This window comes from Chania multitudinisentens RB-25 (genome assembly GCF_000520015.2).
GTDB classification, from domain to species: Bacteria; Pseudomonadota; Gammaproteobacteria; order Enterobacterales; family Enterobacteriaceae; genus Chania; species Chania multitudinisentens.
In genome coordinates, this window is record NZ_CP007044.2 from 853912 (window position 1) to 874931 (window position 21020).

General features: G+C 53.9%; 15 protein-coding genes. 7 read left to right on the top strand and 8 right to left on the bottom strand.

Annotated features, from left to right (window positions below; genetic code table 11):
* Positions 1-229 precede the first annotated feature (229 nt).
* From Z042_RS03690 to Z042_RS03700, 3 genes are all read left to right on the top strand, one after another.
* Positions 230-772 carry an isochorismatase family protein gene (locus tag Z042_RS03690; RefSeq protein ID WP_024912848.1) on the top strand — a complete coding sequence of 181 codons (543 nt, stop codon included), beginning with the start codon at positions 230-232 and terminating at the stop codon, positions 770-772.
* Positions 773-783: 11 nt separating this feature from the next.
* Positions 784-1731 carry a GlxA family transcriptional regulator gene (locus Z042_RS03695; protein WP_024912849.1) on the top strand — a complete coding sequence of 316 codons (948 nt, stop codon included), beginning with the start codon at positions 784-786 and terminating at the stop codon, positions 1729-1731.
* Between the two features lie 86 nt (positions 1732-1817).
* Positions 1818-3047 (top strand): MFS transporter, encoded by a 1230-nt coding sequence (locus tag Z042_RS03700; protein ID WP_024912850.1) that lies wholly within the window; start codon positions 1818-1820, stop codon positions 3045-3047.
* An 84-nt stretch (positions 3048-3131) separates the two neighbouring features.
* Here the strand turns inward: Z042_RS03700 and exaC are convergent, their stop codons facing one another.
* The 8 genes from exaC to fdnG form a co-directional block, all read right to left on the bottom strand.
* Positions 3132-4670 carry an acetaldehyde dehydrogenase ExaC gene (gene exaC, locus Z042_RS03705; protein WP_024912851.1) on the bottom strand — a complete coding sequence of 513 codons (1539 nt, stop codon included), beginning with the start codon at positions 4668-4670 and terminating at the stop codon, positions 3132-3134.
* A gap of 140 nt (positions 4671-4810) precedes the next feature.
* Complete coding sequence (gene selB / locus Z042_RS03710) at positions 4811-6652, bottom strand: selenocysteine-specific translation elongation factor (RefSeq protein ID WP_024912852.1); 1842 nt, start codon at positions 6650-6652, stop codon at positions 4811-4813.
* Entirely contained in the window at positions 6649-8040 is a 1392-nt protein-coding gene (gene selA / locus Z042_RS03715) for an L-seryl-tRNA(Sec) selenium transferase (protein WP_024912853.1), read from the bottom strand. The genes selB and selA overlap by 4 nt, the downstream gene beginning before the upstream one ends.
* Positions 8041-8084: 44 nt before the next feature.
* Complete coding sequence (locus tag Z042_RS03720; RefSeq protein ID WP_024912854.1) at positions 8085-8732, bottom strand: DcrB-related protein; 648 nt, start codon at positions 8730-8732, stop codon at positions 8085-8087.
* Positions 8733-8852: 120 nt separating this feature from the next.
* Positions 8853-9782, bottom strand: coding sequence for a formate dehydrogenase accessory protein FdhE (fdhE, locus tag Z042_RS03725; RefSeq protein ID WP_024912855.1), 930 nt, complete (start codon positions 9780-9782; stop codon positions 8853-8855).
* Positions 9782-10417 (bottom strand): formate dehydrogenase cytochrome b556 subunit, encoded by a 636-nt coding sequence (fdoI, locus tag Z042_RS03730; protein ID WP_024912856.1) that lies wholly within the window; start codon positions 10415-10417, stop codon positions 9782-9784. Before fdoI ends, fdhE begins: the two co-directional genes overlap by 1 nt.
* On the bottom strand, positions 10414-11316 hold the full coding sequence (gene fdxH, locus Z042_RS03735) for a formate dehydrogenase subunit beta (RefSeq protein ID WP_024912857.1): 903 nt from the start codon (positions 11314-11316) through the stop codon (positions 10414-10416). Before fdxH ends, fdoI begins: the two co-directional genes overlap by 4 nt.
* A gap of 12 nt (positions 11317-11328) precedes the next feature.
* Complete coding sequence (fdnG, locus tag Z042_RS03740) at positions 11329-14376, bottom strand: formate dehydrogenase-N subunit alpha (RefSeq protein WP_154666873.1); 3048 nt, start codon at positions 14374-14376, stop codon at positions 11329-11331.
* Positions 14377-14595: 219 nt separating this feature from the next.
* Between fdnG and fdhD the strand changes: the two genes are divergently transcribed.
* The 4 genes from fdhD to Z042_RS03765 all read left to right on the top strand — a co-directional run bounded on the left by fdhD (position 14596) and on the right by Z042_RS03765 (position 20957).
* Positions 14596-15372 carry a formate dehydrogenase accessory sulfurtransferase FdhD gene (gene fdhD, locus Z042_RS03750; RefSeq protein WP_417903531.1) on the top strand — a complete coding sequence of 259 codons (777 nt, stop codon included), beginning with the start codon at positions 14596-14598 and terminating at the stop codon, positions 15370-15372.
* A gap of 381 nt (positions 15373-15753) precedes the next feature.
* Entirely contained in the window at positions 15754-17874 is a 2121-nt protein-coding gene (locus tag Z042_RS03755) for a hypothetical protein (RefSeq protein ID WP_154666874.1), read from the top strand.
* Positions 17875-18285: 411 nt separating this feature from the next.
* On the top strand, positions 18286-18909 hold the full coding sequence (gene sodA / locus Z042_RS03760; protein ID WP_024912862.1) for a superoxide dismutase [Mn]: 624 nt from the start codon (positions 18286-18288) through the stop codon (positions 18907-18909).
* A gap of 122 nt (positions 18910-19031) precedes the next feature.
* Positions 19032-20957 carry a methyl-accepting chemotaxis protein gene (locus tag Z042_RS03765; protein ID WP_024912863.1) on the top strand — a complete coding sequence of 642 codons (1926 nt, stop codon included), beginning with the start codon at positions 19032-19034 and terminating at the stop codon, positions 20955-20957.
* Positions 20958-21020 lie beyond the last annotated feature (63 nt).

Below are 21020 nucleotides of genomic sequence, written 5' to 3' on the forward strand. Positions count from 1 at the left end.
CTCGGCACATCCAGTGAGATACTGGTCACAAAAAAATAAAGAGAATAATTTACTCCTTAGTTGCCAACCTTCCTAACAACGTCATTGGATTTGATGGCCTGTTGTTAGAACAGCGCCTTCCACACTAAATTCTGGTCCGTCTGTGCCATATTGATGGCCGTTTTTGGCCTTTCTTCAATCAGACTGACCGTGCAATATGGCACTACTCACCAATAAAGGAAGGCCGAAAATGTCTCATAGCGCATTATTGATTATCGATGTTCAGCACTCATTCCAACACCGCCCATTCTGGCAGGAACATGACTTACCAGCGTTTCAACAGGCGTTAACACGCCTAATCGCAGGTTGCCAACGGCAAGGCGTCGCATTGGTCGATGTTTTCCACGTCGCAGCGGAAGGGCCGTTTTCTCTGGCATCTGGTTACGTGAAGCGCCTGCCGTTTCTGACGCATCAGGCAGATGTTACCGTACATAAGCAGGTACATAATGCGCTGACCGATTCGGGCCTGGACGCCTGGCTACGTGAACGCCAGATCAATCATCTGATCATCAGCGGTATGCGTACTGAACAGTGCTGTGAAACCACCACCCGCGTGGCCTCCGATCTGGGCTATAAAGTGACGTTTGTCACCGAAGCGACGCTGACGTTCCCGATGCAGCATCCTGATGGCACCCTCTTTACCCCAGAGCAATTGAAACGGCATACTGAAACCGTACTGGTCAACCGTTTCGCCACGCTTGCCAGCGTCGATGAGGTATTAGCTCAACTGTGATAGGAATCACCATGCCCAAGGCCGTTTACTTTCTGATGTTACCCAACGTGCTGTCACTGGATGTCAGCGGCCCGGCAGAAGTTTTGCGGCTTTCCAGCCAGTTTCAATTGCACTATGTCAGCCCGGTACCGCAGGTAACCTGTTCCATCGGTATGACCATCGGCCAGTTACCGCCGTTGCCCGCACAATTGGCCGACGGTGATATCCTGGTGGTGCCGGGCGTGGCAGATTCAACCACGTTTTTTGCTAATCAAGAGGCCGCTCAGGCCCGGCAATGGTTGAGTGGGTTACAACCCGCACTGGCACAGCAGCGTTTCAGTCTGGTCTGTGTGTGTTCAGGTGCTTTGTTGGCCGCGCAGGCAGGGCTGCTTGATGGTTACCACTGCACCACTCATCACAACGTACTTACACGCCTGCGCCAGCAGGCACCGGCCGCGCAGGTGAGAGAAAACCGTATCTTTGTGGAAGATCGTGGTGTATTTACCAGCGCGGGCATCACCGCCGGGATCGATCTGGCCCTGCATCTGGTTAATCAACAGTGCGGCGCCAACCGTGCGCTGGAGATCGCACGTGAAATGGTGATTTATTTTCGCCGTTCGGGCGACGATCCACAGCTTTCCCCTTGGTTACGCTATCGCAACCATCTGCATCCGGCCGTGCACCGAGCGCAGGATGTGATGGCCGCTGAACCAGAAGCCGATTGGTCGGTTCCGTTAGTCGCAGAAAAAGCGCATGTCAGCAGCCGCCATCTGGCCCGTTTGTTCCGCCAGCATATCGGCATCAGCGTGCGGGAATATCATGAACAACTGCGGTTGGCCGTAGCTCAACAGCGCTTACAACAGGGTTACGGGCTGGAGAAAGCCGCGTTAACCGCCGGATTCTCCTCCGGCCGCCAGCTTCGCCGCGCCCAGCAACGCCAGGATCGGGCTCACCTTATGATTGCCAAGGCGAGCAATTGACGGCAAAATAGCCACCATAACTCGCTCAGACTGCGCTTCCCGCCCTGACAGTTTCTTATTTCTTCATTTTAATCAGTAGTATAAATATGAAAACAACATTACCCCCTGCGGCACGTCTGGGCCGACAGGCGCTTTTATTCCCACTTTGTCTGGTGCTATTCGAATTCACCACCTATATCGCCAACGATATGATCCAGCCCGGTATGCTGGCGGTGGTGGCCGATTTTAACGCCGGCGTTGAGTGGGTGCCGACGTCCATGACCGCCTATCTGGCTGGCGGTATCTTTCTGCAATGGTTGCTTGGCCCATTGTCGGATCGCCGCGGCCGCCGCCCGGTGATGCTGGCCGGAGTAGCCTTCTTTATCGTGGCCTGCCTGGCGATCTTGTTGGTCACCAACATTGAGCAGTTCATCGTGATGCGCTTTCTGCAAGGGATTGGTCTGTGCTTTATCGGCGCAGTGGGCTACGCCACTATTCAGGAAGCTTTTGAAGAGTCAGTCTGTATCAAGATCACCGCGCTGATGGCTAACGTGGCATTAATCGCCCCGCTGCTGGGGCCGCTGGCCGGAGCCGCGCTGATTTATGTTGCACCATGGCAAAGTATGTTTGTGATCTTTGCCGTCTTGGCAGCCATTTCTTTTGTCGGCCTGTGGAAAGCCATGCCGGAAACCGCCACTTTGCAGGGGGAAGCCTTCTCTGCCGCCAATCTGTGGCGCGATTATCGGCAGGTATTGACCAACCGCCGTTTTATTTATGGGGCGCTGGCTATCGGGTTTGCCAGCCTGCCGCTGCTGGCCTGGATTGCCCAGTCGCCGGTGATTTTGATCAGCGGCGAATCGCTTTCTACGCTGGAATATGGCCTGTTACAGATCCCGGTGTTTGGTGCGCTGATCCTCGGCAACCTGACGTTGGCCCGCCTGGCTGACAAGTTCAGTATTGAGCGCCCGATTAAATTGGGGGCCGGGCCGATGCTAGTAGGGCTATTGATTGCCGCGCTGGCTACGGTGTTCTCGGCCCATGCTTATCTGTGGATGACCGCCGGGTTAAGCCTGTATGCCTACGGTATCGGGCTGGCAAACGCCGGGCTGTATCGTTTAACGCTGTTCTCCAGCGAGATCAGCAAAGGCACCGTCTCAGCGACCATGGGGATGCTGAGTATGTTGGTATTCACTGCGGGTATCGAATTCGCCAAGGTGGCCTATGTCTGGGGCGGGAGCGGGTGGTTTAACCTGTTCAATCTCCTGAGCGGCCTGTGTTGGCTGGCGCTGGTGGCGCTGTTTCTCCGTAAACACCATAACCTGGCCGAAGCGGTATAACTCTCTCAGTCAGTAGGGCTCCAAGCGGAGCCCTACCTAGCCGTATCCTTCAATTACACCTCAAAGAACACGGCCTCACATCAATCAGAACAACCCCAGCGGTTTCTCGGAATAACTTACCAACAGGCATTTGGTCTGCTGATAGTGTTCCAGCATCATCTTGTGGGTTTCACGCCCGATCCCGGACTGTTTGTAACCACCGAACGCCGCATGGGCCGGGTAAGCGTGGTAACAGTTAGTCCAAACGCGGCCTGCTTGAATATTACGCCCCATATGGTAGGCAACGTTGCCATTGCGGCTCCACACCCCAGCACCAAGGCCGTACTCGGTATCATTAGCCAGCGCCAGCGCTTCGTCCATATCTTTGAAAGTGGTTACCGCCAACACCGGGCCAAAAATTTCCTCCTGGAACACACGCATGCTGTTTTTACCAAACAGAATGGTCGGCTCCAAGTAATAACCTGCCGCCAACCCGCCGTCCAGCGTCTTACGCCGCCCGCCGGTCAACACCTTCGCCCCCTCTTGTTTGCCAATCTCAATATAGTTGAGGATGGTTTTCATCTGCCCTTCAGACACCTGCGCCCCCATTTGGGTCGTTGCGTCCAGCGGGTTACCACTGCGGATACTTTCCACCCGCTTGATCGCCCGCTCCATAAAACGCTCATAAATGGATTCCTGCACCAGCGCCCGGCTCGGGCAGGTACAGACTTCCCCCTGGTTGAAGGCGAATAGCGTAAAGCCCTCCAGCGCTTTATCGAAGAAGGCATCTTCTTTATCCATCACGTCGGCAAAGAAGATGTTTGGCGATTTCCCCCCCAGCTCCAGCGTGACCGGAATGATATTCTGCGTGGCGTAACCCATAATTTGCCGGCCGACTTCGGTTGAGCCGGTAAACGCCACCTTGGCGATACGTTTGGAAGTGGCCAGATATTCCCCGACTTCACCACCTGCGCCATTGACCACGTTGATCACACCCGGCGGCAAAATATCCTGAATCAATTCCATCAGCATCAGCACCGACAGCGGCGTGAGCTTGGCGGGTTTCAGCACAACACAGTTACCCGCCGCCAGCGCCGGCGCCATCTTCCAGCAGGCCATCAAGAGCGGGAAGTTCCACGGGATGATCTGCGCGACTACGCCAAGCGGTTCATGGAAATGATAGGCCACGGTTTCAGCATCAATCTCACTGATCCCCCCTTCCTGCGCCCGCACACAGGCAGCAAAATAGCGGAAGTGATCGATCGCCAGCGGGACGTCAGCATGGGTAGTTTCACGGATTGGTTTACCATTGTCCCAGGTTTCCGCGGCCGCCAGCAGAGCGATATTCTGTTCCATGCGGTCAGCCACCTGGTTGAGCAGATTGGCACGCGCCTGCACCGACATTTTACCCCAGGCACCTTTGGCAGCGTGGGCCGCATCCAGCGCCAACTCAACATCGCGCGCAGAAGAACTGGCCACTTCACACAACGCCTGACCAGTGATTGGGGTCAGATTGGTAAAGTATTCCCCTTGAGCCGGGGGCACCCATTCACCACCAATAAAGTTGTCGTAACGTTTTTTCAGCTTGAGGGGAAAACCGGTATTGTCTGGCGTGACGTGAATTGCCGTTATACTGTTGGTCATGTCCTATCTCCTTATGCGCGGGGAAAAAATTTCCAACTTAAAAGATAGGCGCTTATCGCGCAGAGAGGCGAAAATATAATCAATGACAGGAAGGGGATCACAAATTTTTAAACTGGGCGCAACGGATCACGCCGCATTTTTTAACCACCAAATAGCCCGCTATCCCGCAGCAGATGCTGGTTACCCTTACGGCGGGTAAAGCCACTGCGATCAAAAAACTCAAGCACTTGAATCGCTAGTTTGCGGCCAACGCCCAGCCGATCGCGAAAATCACTGGCATTGGTGCTACCTTGTATCGCATCCAGTTCCCGAATCAGCTCCGCAAATTGTTCAATACGCTGGCTGAGATAGTAGCGATCCACTACCACAGCCGTCACATAACCCAACTGGGCCGCTTTACGCAGCGCAGCGCGAACAGCGTTTTCATCTTCACCCAGGGCGGTAGCCAGATCGCGTACCCACCAGGCTTCACTCCCGAATAGGGGTTCGATACGTGCCCACAACGCCTGTTGTTCAGTGCTGAACGCCAGACCATGTTCGGGCAAATGCAGCCAGCCACGCGTATTACACAGTAAACCCGCCGCCAGCAGCCGCTCAATCATCATAAACACCAACGCTTCATCCACCCCCGGCAGAGCCATACGCCGCAGGCGGGCACGCCCCAATCCCAGTTGATCGCTATGCTGTTGATGATATTCAGCCAGCACCTGCAACATACGTTGCTCTTTTTGTTGCGCATTAGCCTGCGCCAACGCCATCTCACCAGCAATCAGCAATTCACGCTCTGCCAGCAACGGTGCCAACCCGCTGTGGGTCAGCTGCCGCGCCCAGGCAAAAGCGGCCAGATTCAACGCCCCACCTGGCAGGCGCAAATCCAATACCTGCGCGTCGTTCTGCGCCTGAGCCAGCGCCTCCAGCCAGGCCAGATAACCCGGCTGGCGCTTGCCGCGTTTGGGGGCTGCTAACACCAGCACGCGCGCAGCGCCCAAAGTTTGGCGCGCGCTGATATCCCGCAATACCAAACAATCGTTTTCCGCCAACCACAGCGGGCGATCGAGCAGCAACTCCGCCAGATTGCCGGTTAGTAGCGCAATACGGCCCGTAATATGGCTGGCGGCATGATGCAGGTGCAACGGTTGCCAATGCTGCAAGGGCACATCCGCATCAATCGCCACCAAGATGCGCTCGGCGGCGGCTGGCGGTGGTTGTTCCAATAGCCAATCCCCACGCGCCAGTTGCTCCTTATCAACATCCCCGCTGATATTCAGCGCAATACGTTGCCCGGCAACGGCGCGATCCGTTGGCTGATTTTGCGCATGTAGCCCCCGCACCCGCACTGGCACATCGGCACCGGTCAGCCACAACGTGTCTCCCACATTCACGCTGCCCCCCAATGCCGTGCCGGTCACCACCAACCCTGCGCCTTTCACGCTGAATACGCGATCTACCGCCAGCCGGAAGCGGCGTGCCAATGCATGTTCGCCCGGCTGTAACGCCAGAAGGTGCTGGCGCAAAGCTTCGATCCCCCGATTCTGCGCAGCGGCGGTGACAAAAAACGAGACATCTCGCCAGCCTTGCTGCGCCAGTTCGGCAGCAATTAGCGAACGCACTTGGGCTATTTGGGCTTCATCTACGCGATCGGCCTTGGTCAGCGCCACCGTTAATGGTGGGCGGCCACTCAAACGCAAAATAGCCAAGTGCTCGCGAGTTTGCGCCATCACACCATCATCACAGGCCACCACCAGCAATGCATGATCGATGCCGCCAATCCCCGCCAGCATATTGCCAAGAAATTTCTCGTGGCCTGGGACATCAATAAAACCCAGCACACGCCCATCCGGCTGCGGCCAATAGGCATAGCCGAGATCGATAGTCATGCCACGGCGTTTTTCTTCCGGCAGACGATCGGCATTAATGCCGGTAAGCGCCTGCAATAATGTGGTTTTACCGTGATCGACATGGCCCGCAGTGGCAATAATCATGCGCTCAACACCTCAACCAATGCGCTCTCTTGCTCCAGGCAGCGCAGATCGAGCCACAGCTTGCCGTCGTGAACCCGGCCAATCACCGGCTGTGGCAAACTGCGCCAGCGTTGCGCCAGATGTTCCAGCGTAGAACCACGGCCATCGCGCGGAGCAAAGGTCAACGCATAGCTGGGCAAACGATCTATCGGCAGTGAACCACTGCCAATCTGCGACCAGCAGGCTTCCGCACGCAGTTCGAACTGCTCGGCAAAATAGGGAACCAACTGGCCCAGTAACCGCTCGGCGCTGGCTTGCATCTCTTGTTGCGGGCGGGTCAGCAGGCGTAGCGTCGGCAGCTGCGCGGCCAACAATTCCGGTTGCTGATACAGTCGCAGCGTGGCTTCCAGCGCCGCCAGCGTTATTTTGCCAACCCGTAATGCGCGCTTCAGCGGGTGCTGCTGCAAGCGGGCGATCAACGCTTTTTTACCCACAATAATCCCGGCCTGCGGGCCACCCAGCAGCTTATCGCCGGAGAATGTCACCAAATCCACGCCCGCAGCGATCAAGCGTTGGGGCATGGGTTCTGCTGGCAGCCCATACTGCGCCATATCGATCAGCGAACCGCTGCCCAGATCGGTGGCGACAGGGATGCCTTGTTCACGGCCTAACATCGCCAGTTCTGTTTCATCCACCGCGGCGGTAAAACCTTGAATACTGTAGTTACTGGTATGCACCTTCATCAGCAAGCCGGTTTGCTCGTTGATGGCGCTGCGGTAGTCTTTCAGATGGGTGCGGTTGGTGGTGCCCACCTCCACCAGTTGGCAACCCGCCTGACGCATCACATCGGGGATACGGAACGCACCGCCAATCTCCACCAGTTCACCACGCGATACCACCACCTGTTGACCAGGTGCGATCGCCGCCAGCATCAGCAATACCGCCGCCGCATTGTTGTTAACGATACAGGCATCCTCTGCGCCAGTAAGCTGGCACAACAAGTCTGCCACGGCCCGATCGCGATGACCTCGCCCAGCCCCTTCCAGATCGTACTCCAGCGTCACTGCGGCCCCCATTGCGTTCACCACCGCCTCGATCGCCGGTTGTGCCAGCAAGGCTCGCCCCAGATTGGTATGCAGCACGGTGCCGCTGAGGTTAAACACCGGTTGTAATGCCAACCGTTGTTGCTGGTTCAGGCGCGTGAGCAACGCCTGCGGCCAGTTGTGGCACCATTCAGGCAATTGCTGACGAGCTTTAATCGCCTCGCGCGCCTGCGCCTGCATCTGGCGCAGCAGCTCGCTAATCAGCGTTTGCCCATATTTGGCCACGGCGGGCTCAACGGCAGGATCGCGCAATAGGCGGTCGATGGCGGGTAATTGGCTGTAAAGTTGCTGAGATTCAGTGCTCATGGTCGCTCAGTATGCAATTTTTAGTGGGTTGGGGCTGAAATCCGCTATTTCACCACCAACGTATCAATAATCCGCTGCACCAGCGCCTGATGCACCTGCGGCGTTTTGGCTGGCGATAACATCTGCAACGTCACCACCCGTTTATTGAATACCGTCAGCACAATGGTGGAAACCACTTTCTGCCCATTCACCGTCTGCTCGGTATCCAAACGGTGGAATTTCTGCTCATCAACGGTGAAATTTTCTTCTTTGGTTTTCTTGATGTTCTGATAACGGTCAGCCAGTTCGGTAATCATACTTTGTGTCAGTTCTTTCAGCATGGCATCGCTGGTATTCAGTTTCATACCGGCTGGCGGGATCACTTCAGAAGCCACAGTACGCTGGCGTGCTTTACTGTCAAGGAACAGTTGGATGATGGATTTGTCGTCGTTGATAATGCCGCTCAACTGGGTTTGATCGCTGAAACCGGCGGGTAATTCAAACGTGATCTTGCCCTTTTGCAGCGAAACGTGCAAACCGGGAGCAGGTTTGGTTTCTGGCGGTGGCGTGGGGGCCGGCGTTATTGGCTGAGTAACGACCGGCTTCGTTTCCGGTTTGGGAACTTCTGGCTTGTTAGTGTCTTGGTTATCACAGGCTGCCAGCCCAGCCAGCAACAGAGCACACGCCACCAATCTGGCAATGGTTTTTAACATGATACCCTTCCTTTCGCTTTACGCGTCATGGCGTAACCCTAGCAACTCGGCCCAGTGTTTGCCAGATTCCAGGCCAAAATTAGCGGCACGCCCTCACCTGATAAGGAGAGGGCGCCGGCATTACTCACTAGGGAACAGGAAAGGATTGATACTGCTGCGGGCAAAACCTTCTTCTTCCATCTTGGCATCAAGCACCAATGAAGCCAGATCGTCGGCTACCGCTTCCACCTGCGGATCTTTTTCCTGATAGAGGATTTTCAGGTAAGTGCCACAATCGCCGCAGCTTTCTGCTTTCACCGCCGCCTGCTCACTGTCCAGTGACCAATAGTTGAGATCGCGCGTTTGCTCGCAGTTGCTGCATTTCACCCGCACCACGTGCCACTCGCTTTCGCACAGGTTGCAGTGCAAATAACGCAGGCCATTTACCGTGCCGATCTGCACCATGCTGGAAACCGGCATACTGCCGCACACCGGGCAGAACTGGCGATGCTCACCGTATTCTGCGCGCGCCTTACCAGGGATCTGGCTGGCCATCTGCGCCCAGTACAGCGACAACGCGGCCCACAAAAACGGCGCTTTATCGCTACCCACTTTGGCAAATTCATTGCTCAACAACGCACTGGCCATCAGCTCCAGTTCACGAGCAGAGGATTTTTCCAGATTTTCCAGCACTGGGAGCACATGTTCTGGTGCCTGCGGGCGCAGTTCAGCAATCAACGAGGCCAACAGTTTATGCCAGTGCTCACTGCGTAGATAGAGGCTGGCATCCAGCGGTGGTTTACCGCTGGCAGCCCCTTGAGCCAGTGCAACACCGAGATCCAGCACCAACGGATTATCGTGGCACGCGTTGTTCTGCGCTGCTGCGATGCTGGCGGCAAAGTTAAGATAGTCACCCAGCGGATGGTCTGCCGCCAACTGGCGCAAACGCTCGGCTCGGCGGGTATACAGGCTTTTCAGATTGGCGAAAAGTAACGGCGGAATGGTTTCCGCCGTTGTGGACTTCTCGCGCTGTGCCCCTAACTGCTCTTTAGGAACGATGCGGATACTCATCAGGGTTTGTTTTCCTGTTGTTTCTCGCGGACCTCACGGTACCAGCGCGGATGATGTTTCTTGGCCCAAGCGGCCGGCACCTTGCCTTCAACCATCGCAGTAATGGTGCCTTTTACCCACAGAGCGGCATAAACGTGCACCATAATCACGATAATCAACACAACTGCCGCCAGCGAATGCACCAGCAACGCGATGCGGATCAGAGGGATTGAGAACGCTGGGGCAAAATATGGCCGCCAGATGACAATCCCACTGGCCATCAACAGCACCAGGCTGATGATCGCTGCCCAGAATACACATTTCTGCCCGAAATTGTAGCGCCCGGTGTCACCCACTTCCTCGTTCATGGCGATTTTGTGGATGTTTTTTGCCCAGGTGATATCTTCCCGGTTGATCAGATTATGCTTCCAGTAGCGCAGGAACATCAGCAGGAACGCGGCGAACATAATCACCCCAACGAAGGGGTGCAGAATACGCGCCAGCTGCGGCGTTCCGAAAATGTTCATCAGCCAGTTGAAGGAGGGGAAGAAAAACCCCAGCCCACTGACGGCTGCCAGAATAAAGCAAAACGCCACGATCCAGTGGTTAATCCGCTCCGGCGCACTGTAGCGCTGAATTGGCTTTTCCTTTCTCATTTGCGCGTCTCCTCATCGTGCAGCTCGTTGTGCTCCTCCTCTTCGTCAACGCGGTTCGGGCCAACGCCAACATAGTGGAACACACTGGCTGCAAAGGTGGCAGCAAAACCAATGGCCGCCAGCGGTTTCCACACCCCTTTCCAGAAGGTGATCGCCGGACTGATGGTCGGGTTGTCCGGTAAACCATGGTACAGCTGTGGTTTATCGGCGTGATGCAGCACATACATGACGTGAGTACCGCCTACGCCCGCAGGATCATACAGGCCCGCATTCTGGTAACCACGGGTTTTCAGCTCACTGACACGTTCCGCCGCAACTTCTTTCATCGCGTCCTTAGTGCCAAAGTGAATTGCTCCCGTCGGGCAGGTTTTCACACAGGCCGGTTCCTGGCCCACATCAACACGGTCAACGCACAGGGTACACTTGTACACCCGGTTGTCTTCCTTATTCATGCGCGGCACATCGAACGGGCAACCGGCGATGCAGTAGCCACAACCGATACAGTGCTCAGACTGGAAATCAACGATGCCGTTGGCGTACTGGATAATCGCACCCTCCGCCGGGCAAGCCTTCAGGCAGCCGGGATCGGCACAGTGCATACAGCCGTCTTTGCGGATCAGCCACTCCAGTTTGCCGTGCTCCTCCACTTCGGAGAAGCGCATCACCGTCCACGATTTGGCGGTCATATCGGCCGGGTTGTCATACACCCCGACGTTATGCCCAACTTCATCGCGCAGATCGTTCCACTCAGAACAGGCCACCTGACAGGCCTTGCAGCCGATACAGGTGGTGACATCGATAAGCTTCGCGACTTCTTCCTTATGGTCACGAGCACGCGGAGCCGGTGTGAAACCATTGGTTGCGGATTTACGAATGATGTCTTGAGATTGCATTGCCATAATTCGTCTCCGTTACACCTTTTCCACGTTAACCAGGAACGCCTTGAATTCCGGCGTTTGCGTGTTGGCATCGCCAACAAACGGCGTCAGCGTGTTAGCGATAAAGCCTTTCTTCGTGACCCCTTCGTAACCCCAGTGAATCGGGATACCGATGGTGTCCACTTCCTGCCCATTCACCTGTAGCGTGCGGATACGCTTGGTAACCACCGCTTTGGCTTTGATATGGCCACGGTTGGAACTGACTTTCACCGTATCGCCCTGCTTAATGCCTTTCTTGGCAGCCAGTTTTTCACCAATCTCCACAAACTGCTCCGGCTGCGTAATCGCGTTAATCAGCGAGTGCTTGGTCCAGTAGTGGAAGTGTTCGGTCAGGCGATAAGTAGTGCCCACGTAAGGGAACTTGTCGGCTTTACCCATGGCGGCCAGATCGTCTTTGAACACGCGCGCGGCCGGGTTGGACACCACGTTCGGGTGCAATGGGTTGGTGCCAAGCGGCGTTTCAAACGGCTCGTAGTGTTCAGGGAACGGCCCTTCTGCCATTTTATCGATGGCAAACAGGCGGCCCATACCTTCCGGCTGCATGATAAACGGCCCAACGTCGCTGTTCGGTGCAGCAGCGCTGTAGTCGGGGATATCTGCCCCGCTCCACTTGGCTCCGTCCCACGCCAGCAGTTGGCGTTTGGCATCCCAAGGTTTACCGGCAGGATCGGCTGAAGCACGGTTGTACAGAATGCGGCGATTGAGCGGCCAAGCCCAGGCCCAACCCAGCGTGTTACCCAAACCGGACGGATCGGCATTATCACGCCGCGCCATCTGGTTGCCCGCTGGCGTCCAGCTGCCCGCAAACATCCAGCAGCCGCTGGCGGTGGTGCCATCATCACGCAGATGTGCGAAGGTGCTGAGCTGTTCGCCCTTTTTCACCAACACTTTGCCATCTGGATCAAGAATATCCGCCAGCGCTTTACCGTTGCTTTCCATTGCCACTTCTTCTGGCGCTGGATTATCTGGTGTCAGATAGTTCCAGCTCATGTTCAGCACCTGTTCAGGTACTGCACCACCGTCATGGGCATACATCTCACGCAGGCGCGTTAACAGCCCGGCCAGAATTTCGCCGTCGTTCAGCGCTTCGCCTGGCGCATCGGCTCCCTTCCAGTGCCACTGCAACCAGCGGCTGGAGTTGACGATCGAACCATTCTCTTCGGCAAAACAGGTGGACGGCAAACGGAACACAGCAGTCTGAATTTCCGCTGGATTCACGTCGTTCGATTCGCCGTGATTCTGCCAGAAAGTGGCGGTTTCAGTATTCAGCGGATCGATGGTCACCAGGAATTTCAGCTTGGAAAGCGCTGCCACCACCTTGTTCTTGTCTGGGAACGAGGCGACCGGGTTAAAGCCCTGGCAGATATAGCCGTTGACCTTACCCTGATGCATCATTTCAAAGTACTGTAGAACGTCGTAGCCTTTGTCCCACTTCGGCAGCCAGTCAAAGCCCCAGCTGTTTTCTTTCTGCGCGTTGTCACCGTAGAAACTCTTCATCAGGCTGATAAAGAATTTCGGGTAGTTGCTCCAGTAGTTCACCTGGCCTGGCAACAGCGCTTTTGGCGTATTGGCTTTCAGGTAGGTGTCCAGATCCAGGTGTTTTTCAGAAGGCAGCGTCATGTAGCCCGGCAGGCTTTGTGACAGCAGGCCGATATCGGTCAACCCTTGGATATTAGAGTGGCCACGCAGTGCGTTCACACCGCCCCCTGCCATGCCCATGTTGCCAAGCAGCAGCTGGATCATCGCCATGGTGCGGATGTTCTGCGCGCCGACCGAGTGCTGTGTCCAGCCCAGAGCGTACAGGAACGAAGCGGTTCTGTTGTGCACGCTGGTTTCAGCGATATATTCGCAAACTTTCAGGAAATCTTCGGTTGGCGTACCGCAGATATTGTTCACCACCTCTGGCGTATAGCGGCTAACGTGCTGTTTCAGCAGGTTCCACACGCAGCGCGGATCTTGCAGAGTGACGTCACGCTTGGCAAAGCCGTTTTCGTCAAGCTGGTAGTTCCAGGTGGTTTTATCGTACTTGTGGTTTTCCGCGTCGTAGCCACTGAACAGGCCATCGTCAAAGCTGAAATCTTCACGCACCAGCAGGCTGGCGTTGGTATAGGCTTCAACGTATTCGCGGTTAATCTTGTTATTGTTGATCAAGTACAGCAATACGCCCGACAAGAAGGCGATGTCGGTTCCTGAACGGATAGGCGTGTAGAAATCCGCCACCGATGCGGTACGGGTAAAGCGCGGATCGATCACGATCAGCTTGGCTTTATTATGAATTTTGGCTTCCATCGCCCAGCGGAACCCCACCGGATGCGCTTCTGCCGCATTACCGCCCATGACGATAATTAAGTCTGCGTTCTTGATATCAACCCAGTGGTTGGTCATCGCACCGCGACCAAATGTTGGAGCAAGACTTGCTACCGTTGGTCCGTGTCAGACACGCGCCTGGTTGTCTACGGCAAGCATGCCGAGAGCGCGACTAAATTTTTGTGTCAGGTAGCCGGTTTCGTTGCTGGAGGCTGAGGCACACAGCATACCGGTAGTTAACCAGCGGTTAACGGTAACGCCCTGTTCGTTGGTTTTAACGAAGTTGGCATCACGGTCTTCCTTCATCAGCTTGGCGATGCGGGTAAAAGCATCATCCCAACTGATTCTCTGCCATTTGTCGGAACCTGGCGCGCGATATTCCGGGTATTGAAGGCGGCTTTCGCTGTGGATGTAATCCACCAGACCTGCGCCTTTCGGGCAAAGCGCACCCCGGTTGACTGGGTGATCCGGGTCCCCTTCAATGTGGAAGATACTCTCTTTGGCGTTTTTAGCACCATCACCAAGGCTGTACATCAACAGCCCGCAGCCGACGGAACAATACGTACAGGTATTACGGGTTTCGCGGGCGCGCAGCAGTTTGTACTGCCGGGTTTCCGCTAACGCTACAGCCGGGGCAAACCCCAGCGCAGCGACCGTCGTTCCTGCCATACCGCCAGCGCAGATCTTAAAGAACTGCCTTCTGCTGACCTGCATGGGGGTCTCCTTTCACTCGTGTTGTCACATTGTTTCAAATGGCGCTTTCCCCAGCAAAGCGGGAAGCGCTAAAATCACTGTTCTTATGTTGGTTTGGCCAGAGGGCCACAACGACGCTGTGATGATACCATAGCGGACTTGAGGTTGTTACAAACAGGTACCAGTAAAGTGAACAAAATAGACCCAGAGCAGCCAATAAATGCGACGCCAATCACGGGTATGACACAAGCCCCGGTATTTCAGCGTGGGCAACTGGCCAGTTCACAGCAAGACTGGCTGGCGGAAGAAGTGCCGGTGGCGCTGGTCTATAACGGTATCTCCCACGTGGTGATGATGTGCACCCCCAAGGATCTGGAGGCTTTCGCCCTGGGCTTTTCGCTGTCGGAGGGCATCATCGAATCCCCGCACGATATCTACAGTATAGAGATTAATCCGGCCTGCAACGGCCTGGAAGTGCAGATAGAACTTTCCAGCCGCCGGTTTGCCGGGCTGAAAGAACGCCGCCGGGCGATGGCGGGCCGCACCGGCTGCGGCGTTTGCGGTATTGAACAGTTGGCGGATATCTTTCGCCCGGTGGTGCCACTGCCGTTCACCCAAACCTTTTCGCTCGCTCAGCTTGATCGTGCATTAGGGCAACTGCGCCAGGTACAGGATGTTGGCCAACATACCGGCTGCACCCACGCCGCTGGCTGGATCTCACCAGAAGGTGAACTGCTGGGTGGCTGCGAAGATGTGGGCCGCCACGTGGCATTGGATAAAATGCTCGGCCTGCGCGCCAAACAGGGCTGGCAGCAGGGGGCCATTCTGGTTTCCAGCCGTGCCAGCTATGAAATGGTGCAAAAGTCGGCCATGTGTGGTGTCGAAATCCTGTTCGCGGTTTCTGCTGCCACTTCGCTGGCGGTGGAGATCGCCGAGCGCAGCAATCTGACGTTAGTCGGTTTCAGCAAGCCGGGCCGGGCCACGGTATTTACCCATCCGCAACGACTCCTCGATTAACAACAGCCGCCATCAACGCTTATTACGCTGAATAAGCTGCCGTATGGCGCACTGCGTACAGCGAAAACCATTAACAACGCTTTTCAATACGCCTTCCCGCATTTACCCAATCCACTGTGCCAGTTTAATCACGCCAAGTACTGATTGGCAGTTTCCCAGCCCGGTTAGCGTAGCGTAACCAACTGAAAGTTAGTAAAATATGCCCCAGCACTCACGGTAGCGGCCATCCTGGCCTTAGGCTCTAGCCGTGGTGCTAAACCAAAGCGGGCTTCCAGCAGGAATCATGGACATTAATGCTGGCCAGCAGCCAACCTTAAAGACTTGTGTTGTAGATAAAATTCAACCAATTAGAGGCATCATCACATAAGAAAGGAGTTTCATATGTATTTATTGTTCAGTAAATTGAGGTTAACGCTCTTTACTCTCTTCTTGGCATTATTAATACATTCGGGAGTGGTCAGTGCCATAGAGTGTACAGAATTGAAATTAACCAGCCCCGTTGTTCAACTTATCAATCCCACGACTAAAGCCAATTTACTCACCCTGACAGAATCTGAAGTCGTTAATTCCGTAAAATATGGATTTACTGATAATCGAGGCGCTTTATTTTATGCCGCTAGTCTGCCTCACAGCGAATTAGTGCCTGGTTATCGATTATATAACTCAAGCACGAATGATTTTCTGTGGACGGCAAGCCAAAGCGAACTCACTAATGCCACACAAAAATACGGCTACGCTAATCAAGGCGTGAGTTTCTTCGTAGCAAAAAGCTCAACAGCCTGTACATCACTGCCCGTTTATCGCTTGGTATCAGGAACCATGCACCGTTTTGCTGTCGATAAAAACGAGATAAAAACGCTGGAAACCAGTGGATGGACGAATGAGGGTGTCGTGTTTTATGCCCAAACTCCGCCGAATGATGATTTACCGGCGCTTGGGATTAACCTTGGTAATGTGGATGATTGGTCATCAGAGCATTTCTTTAATGATGCCATGAAGCAGGCCAGACCTTTTGCAGCGGTATCCGCCGCTTGGGAGGGCCTTAATACTCCTATTGCTACCGATGCTAATGGCTGGCCTCTTGGAGACGCTGGCGTATTACCCATGGCAGTAAATGCAGATCATCTTCAAGTAAAACCACACCCATCAGGAAGCTATAAGTTGTCCTTCAAAGGGCAGGGTACGGCACAAATGGTGGTCAAGGCTGGCGGTAAGTTATTAACGGTAACCTATGATGCCTTAACACAAACTTACTATGCCGATGTGAATTATGATAATAAAAGCAATCTCTATTTCACCTTTGAGGGGATCGTTGGCGGAGTAAAAGACGTTCGTTTATTACGGCCTCAACATTATGCTTCAGACACGTTTAACGCCGTATTCCTGCAACGGCTTAAAGCTGAAGATAATAAAATTTTTGGTATTATTCGTTTTATGGAAACAACCGGCACTAATGGTTCAAAAATTGCCGAATGGAGTGAGCGAACAGCTAAAAGTTATGCCACTCAGCAACGGCAGTTTAAAGGCAGGCCCGCCGGAATGTCTTGGGAATATGTAATTGAATTATCAAATATGACGGGTAAAGACCCTTGGATTAACGTTCCTCACTTAGCAAGCGATGACTATATTCGTAATTTAGCGTTGCTATTTAAAAACAACCTAAATAGTGAACGCAAGCTCTATATAGAATTCAGCAACGAAGTTTGGAATGAGCTGGAAAAACCCTATTTTGCACAAAGAAAGGAAGTCGGAAAAGCTGCCTGTGATAAAGTGCTTATTAGTGGCGATCCTGATAATTATTACTCAGGTCTTTCTGGTAATAAAGCCAATTGCCTGACCTATAAAACTGAAATGGAATATGCCTTCCTGGGCCGGCATTATGCTTGGAAAGTAAAACATATTAGTGATATTTTCCGTGAAGTTTTTGGCGATGCCGCCATGATGACGCGAGTTCGCCCTATGCTGGCATGGGAAAACTGGTCATTAAGAAGCACCAAGGCAGGTAAACTCCCCGACCAATTACAATATTTAAATCAGATGTATGGCTCTCCTCATAACTATATCTATGGTATTTCTACCAGCGCTTATATTGAGATGATCTCTAAAGCAGGGGATACGCCGAGTAATTTAATGCTATCCGTTGATGAGATACTTGAGAGAATGAATGAATATGTTCAAACAGTCTCCGTCGATCGTTTCCATGCCATGAGAGATTTAGCAGATCAATATAATCTCAAAATGTTCGCTTATGAAGGAGGACCTAGCCTCCTTGATAAGGTTAATTTCGATAATAAACTCGCTGCCAATAGTGACCCGCGTATGAAAGAAATCATCAAAACCTTGCTACAAAATTGGCAGGATGCGGGTGGCGATACCTTTATCTACTATATGTTAGCCTCCTCGTATGCCAGCCATGGTTTCTGGGGGCTCTCTGAACAATTGGATGATGAAAACACCGTGAAATGGCAAGCTTTGAAAGAAAAATTCGCGGAATGGCAATAGGTTGATGGCTTACGTTGTTATAACAGAAATACTTCGCTTCAGTTCTGGATAAAAATAGATTCATTCTGCTGAATTGCAAAGCAAAACCCCTTTCCCATTCGGGAAAGGGGCAAAGTATGGCGGTACTCATCACGGAACCGCCGCACTCGGCAGTGGCAAGTTTCTTTCACCAGGCCATGCACCCCCACAGAGTATCTACGCTCCACCCAGGGCAGAGCAAGATGCGGAAAATCGCTTGAGATTAGAAACGCTTACCAGCAGCGAGCGGGGCTCAACGATCCAAATAAAAACCATACAATCAATAAGGCATTGATAATCATTTTCAATATCATTTAATTAACTATAATAGAACCCACTGTTTATACGGTGCTCATGCTTTGCGCCGCCTAACACCCACTGGAGACGATGATTATGAGTTATTCACTGCCATCACTGCCTTATGCTTACGACGCACTGGAACCGCATTTCGATAAGCAGACCATGGAAATCCACCACACCAAACACCACCAGACCTATGTCAACAATGCCAACACCGTGCTGGAAGCTTACCCTGAGCTGGCTTCGTTGAGCGTTGAAGCGCTGATCCAGGATCTGGATAAAGTACCTGCTGACAAGCGCACCTTCATGCGTAATAACGCAGGCGGCCACGCTAACCACAGCCTGTTCTGGAAAGGCCTGAAAACCGGTACCACCCTGTCAGGCGATCTGAAAGCCGCCATTGAGCGCGATTTCGGCAGCGTTGAGAAATTCCAGGAAGAGTTCGAGAAAGCCGCCGCCACCCGTTTCGGCTCCGGCTGGGCCTGGCTGGTACTGAAAGGTAACAAGCTGGCCGTGGTTTCTACCGCTAACCAAGACAGCCCGTTGATGGGCGAAGCGGTAGCTGGCGCTTCCGGTTTCCCGATTATCGGTCTGGATGTGTGGGAACACGCCTACTACCTGAAATTCCAGAACCGCCGCCCAGATTACATCAAGGCGTTCTGGAACGTGGTGAACTGGGACGAAGCCGCAAAACGCTTCAACGAAGCACAGAAATAACCCCACTTTCCCCACTCTAGTGCCCGCTGATGCGGGCATTTTTTTGCCTATTTTCCGCTAAAGTTTGACCACGTTTTGCCGATGATTGACTCCATTAACGTTCTCCTCGCAAGGAAAATCTCATGAGGGTATTGAAGGCAATGGCCGGGAAATTCATTCATCTCACCGTGGGTAAAAAGCTTTCATTGGGGTTTTCCCTCGTTTTATTACTGGCAATTATTATCGCCGGCACCGGGAGCTACTATCTTCATCTCATCAAATCGCGCACCGAACGCATTGATTTCAGTTCTCAAATCACCACTCAAATCAGCCAGGCGAAATACGCCCGCGCCATGTTCGGCCAGACCTACAAAATCGAGCACCTGGACAGCAACCGCACCCATATCGAAAATGTGGTGAAGCTGGTCAATCATGCACTGGAGCTGAATTGGGACCCACATAGCCGTAACGAACTGGAAAAACTGAAAGTATTAATCGGCAAATACCAGCAACAGCGAGATGTTTTCCAGGCCGCCGTCACCAAAAAAGACGCGATACGCGCCAGCTGGAATATGGCCGAAATACAAGAGGAACTGAGCCAGGTTGCACGCCAGTTAAACAACAGTGACCTGCAACTGCCGATTGCCCAACTCAACCAAAAGCTGACCTTTATCCGCTTTGGCGTGCGTGGCCTGCTGCTGACACCGAATAATGACGTTGAGGCACAGGTGATGAACGCTATCGACGATGCCCGCAGTGCCGCCAATACGCTCAACCAGCGTTTAGAGGAACCCTTGCTGCAACCGCTGCTGGCAGCACTTGATGAGTATAGAAGCCGCATCGCGGCCTATCTGCCCGCCTACGAGAACGAGCAAAAACTCAGCCAACAGCTGAGTCAGACGGCTCAGGAGATTGATGCGCTGACCAGCGTGTTTATGCAAGATGAACTGAAGGAAACCAACGGGAACATTATTGCCGCCCAGTGGCAGATGGGGATCACTACGGTTATTGCGATTCTCACGGGCCTTTTGGTGTCATGGCGCATCACGCTGCAAATTACTCACCCGTTACAGAATGCTCTGGAACTGGCAAAACGTATCGCCACGGGCGATTTGCGCAAGATGCAGGCCAGTTCTCGCCGTGATGAGCTCGGCCAGTTGCTGAATGCCGTGGCCGCAATGAGCCAGAATCTGCGCGATATGATTGAGAAAATTCAGTTAGGCGTCAGCCAGGTATCCACCGCCGCCGGGGAAATTGCCGCAGGGAATACCGATCTTTCCTCTCGCACCGAGCAACAGGCCGCCGCTGTGGAAGAAACCGCCGCCAGTATGGAACAACTTACCGCCACGGTGAAACAGAACGCCGATAATGCCCATCACGCCAACCAACTGGCAACCGACGCCTCACAAACCGCCCAACAGGGCGGCGCACTGGTCAATAACGTGGTCAGCACAATGCGCGATATTTCCAGCAGTTCGCAGCGGATTGCGGAAATTACCACCCTGATCAACGGCATTGCCTTCCAGACCAATATTCTGGCGTTGAACGCAGCGGTAGAGGCTGCCCGAGCGGGTGAGCAAGGGCGTGGTTTCTCGGTGGTCGCCAGCGAGGTGCGCAATCTGGCCCAACGCAGTGCGCAGGCGGCAAAGGAAATAGAAGGGTTGATCGCTGAATCCGTCAGCCGCGTACAGACCGGCACCGCACTGGTGGAAGACACCGGTAATACCATGGAACAGATCGTCCGTTCAGTGACGCATGTGCGCGATATCATGGCAGAAATTGCCGCCGCTTCTGACGAGCAAACACGCGGTATTGCGCAAATAGGCCAGGCGATTGTTGAAATGGATCACACCACCCAGCAAAACGCCGCGTTGGTGGAACAATCCGCCGCCGCCGCTGACTCACTGGAAGAACAGGCTGAAATGCTGCTGCAAAGCGTTTCCGTGTTCCGCCTGGCGGAGCGTAACGAACTTGCCGAGGCAAAAAATGCAGTAATAAAGTCCTCCCAAGCGACAAAGGTACGGGAAACCACCGCCTCAGCAGCGGAAAATAACTGGACCACTTTCTGATGCTTGCCCTGCTCGGCACAGGCTACTCTGTTGCTCTTTGTCAACTCAGGCTATTCAGGGCTA

Coding starts and splice junctions, on each gene's coding strand:
- Z042_RS03690 (WP_024912848.1), top strand. CDS start 230: ATGTCTCATAGCGCATTATTGATTATCGATGTTCAGCACTCATTCCAA.
- Z042_RS03695 (WP_024912849.1), top strand. CDS start 784: ATGCCCAAGGCCGTTTACTTTCTGATGTTACCCAACGTGCTGTCACTG.
- Z042_RS03700 (WP_024912850.1), top strand. CDS start 1,818: ATGAAAACAACATTACCCCCTGCGGCACGTCTGGGCCGACAGGCGCTT.
- exaC (WP_024912851.1), bottom strand. CDS start 4,670: ATGACCAACAGTATAACGGCAATTCACGTCACGCCAGACAATACCGGT.
- selB (WP_024912852.1), bottom strand. CDS start 6,652: ATGATTATTGCCACTGCGGGCCATGTCGATCACGGTAAAACCACATTA.
- selA (WP_024912853.1), bottom strand. CDS start 8,040: ATGAGCACTGAATCTCAGCAACTTTACAGCCAATTACCCGCCATCGAC.
- Z042_RS03720 (WP_024912854.1), bottom strand. CDS start 8,732: ATGTTAAAAACCATTGCCAGATTGGTGGCGTGTGCTCTGTTGCTGGCT.
- fdhE (WP_024912855.1), bottom strand. CDS start 9,782: ATGAGTATCCGCATCGTTCCTAAAGAGCAGTTAGGGGCACAGCGCGAG.
- fdoI (WP_024912856.1), bottom strand. CDS start 10,417: ATGAGAAAGGAAAAGCCAATTCAGCGCTACAGTGCGCCGGAGCGGATT.
- fdxH (WP_024912857.1), bottom strand. CDS start 11,316: ATGGCAATGCAATCTCAAGACATCATTCGTAAATCCGCAACCAATGGT.
- fdhD (WP_417903531.1), top strand. CDS start 14,596: ATGACACAAGCCCCGGTATTTCAGCGTGGGCAACTGGCCAGTTCACAG.
- Z042_RS03755 (WP_154666874.1), top strand. CDS start 15,754: ATGTATTTATTGTTCAGTAAATTGAGGTTAACGCTCTTTACTCTCTTC.
- sodA (WP_024912862.1), top strand. CDS start 18,286: ATGAGTTATTCACTGCCATCACTGCCTTATGCTTACGACGCACTGGAA.
- Z042_RS03765 (WP_024912863.1), top strand. CDS start 19,032: ATGAGGGTATTGAAGGCAATGGCCGGGAAATTCATTCATCTCACCGTG.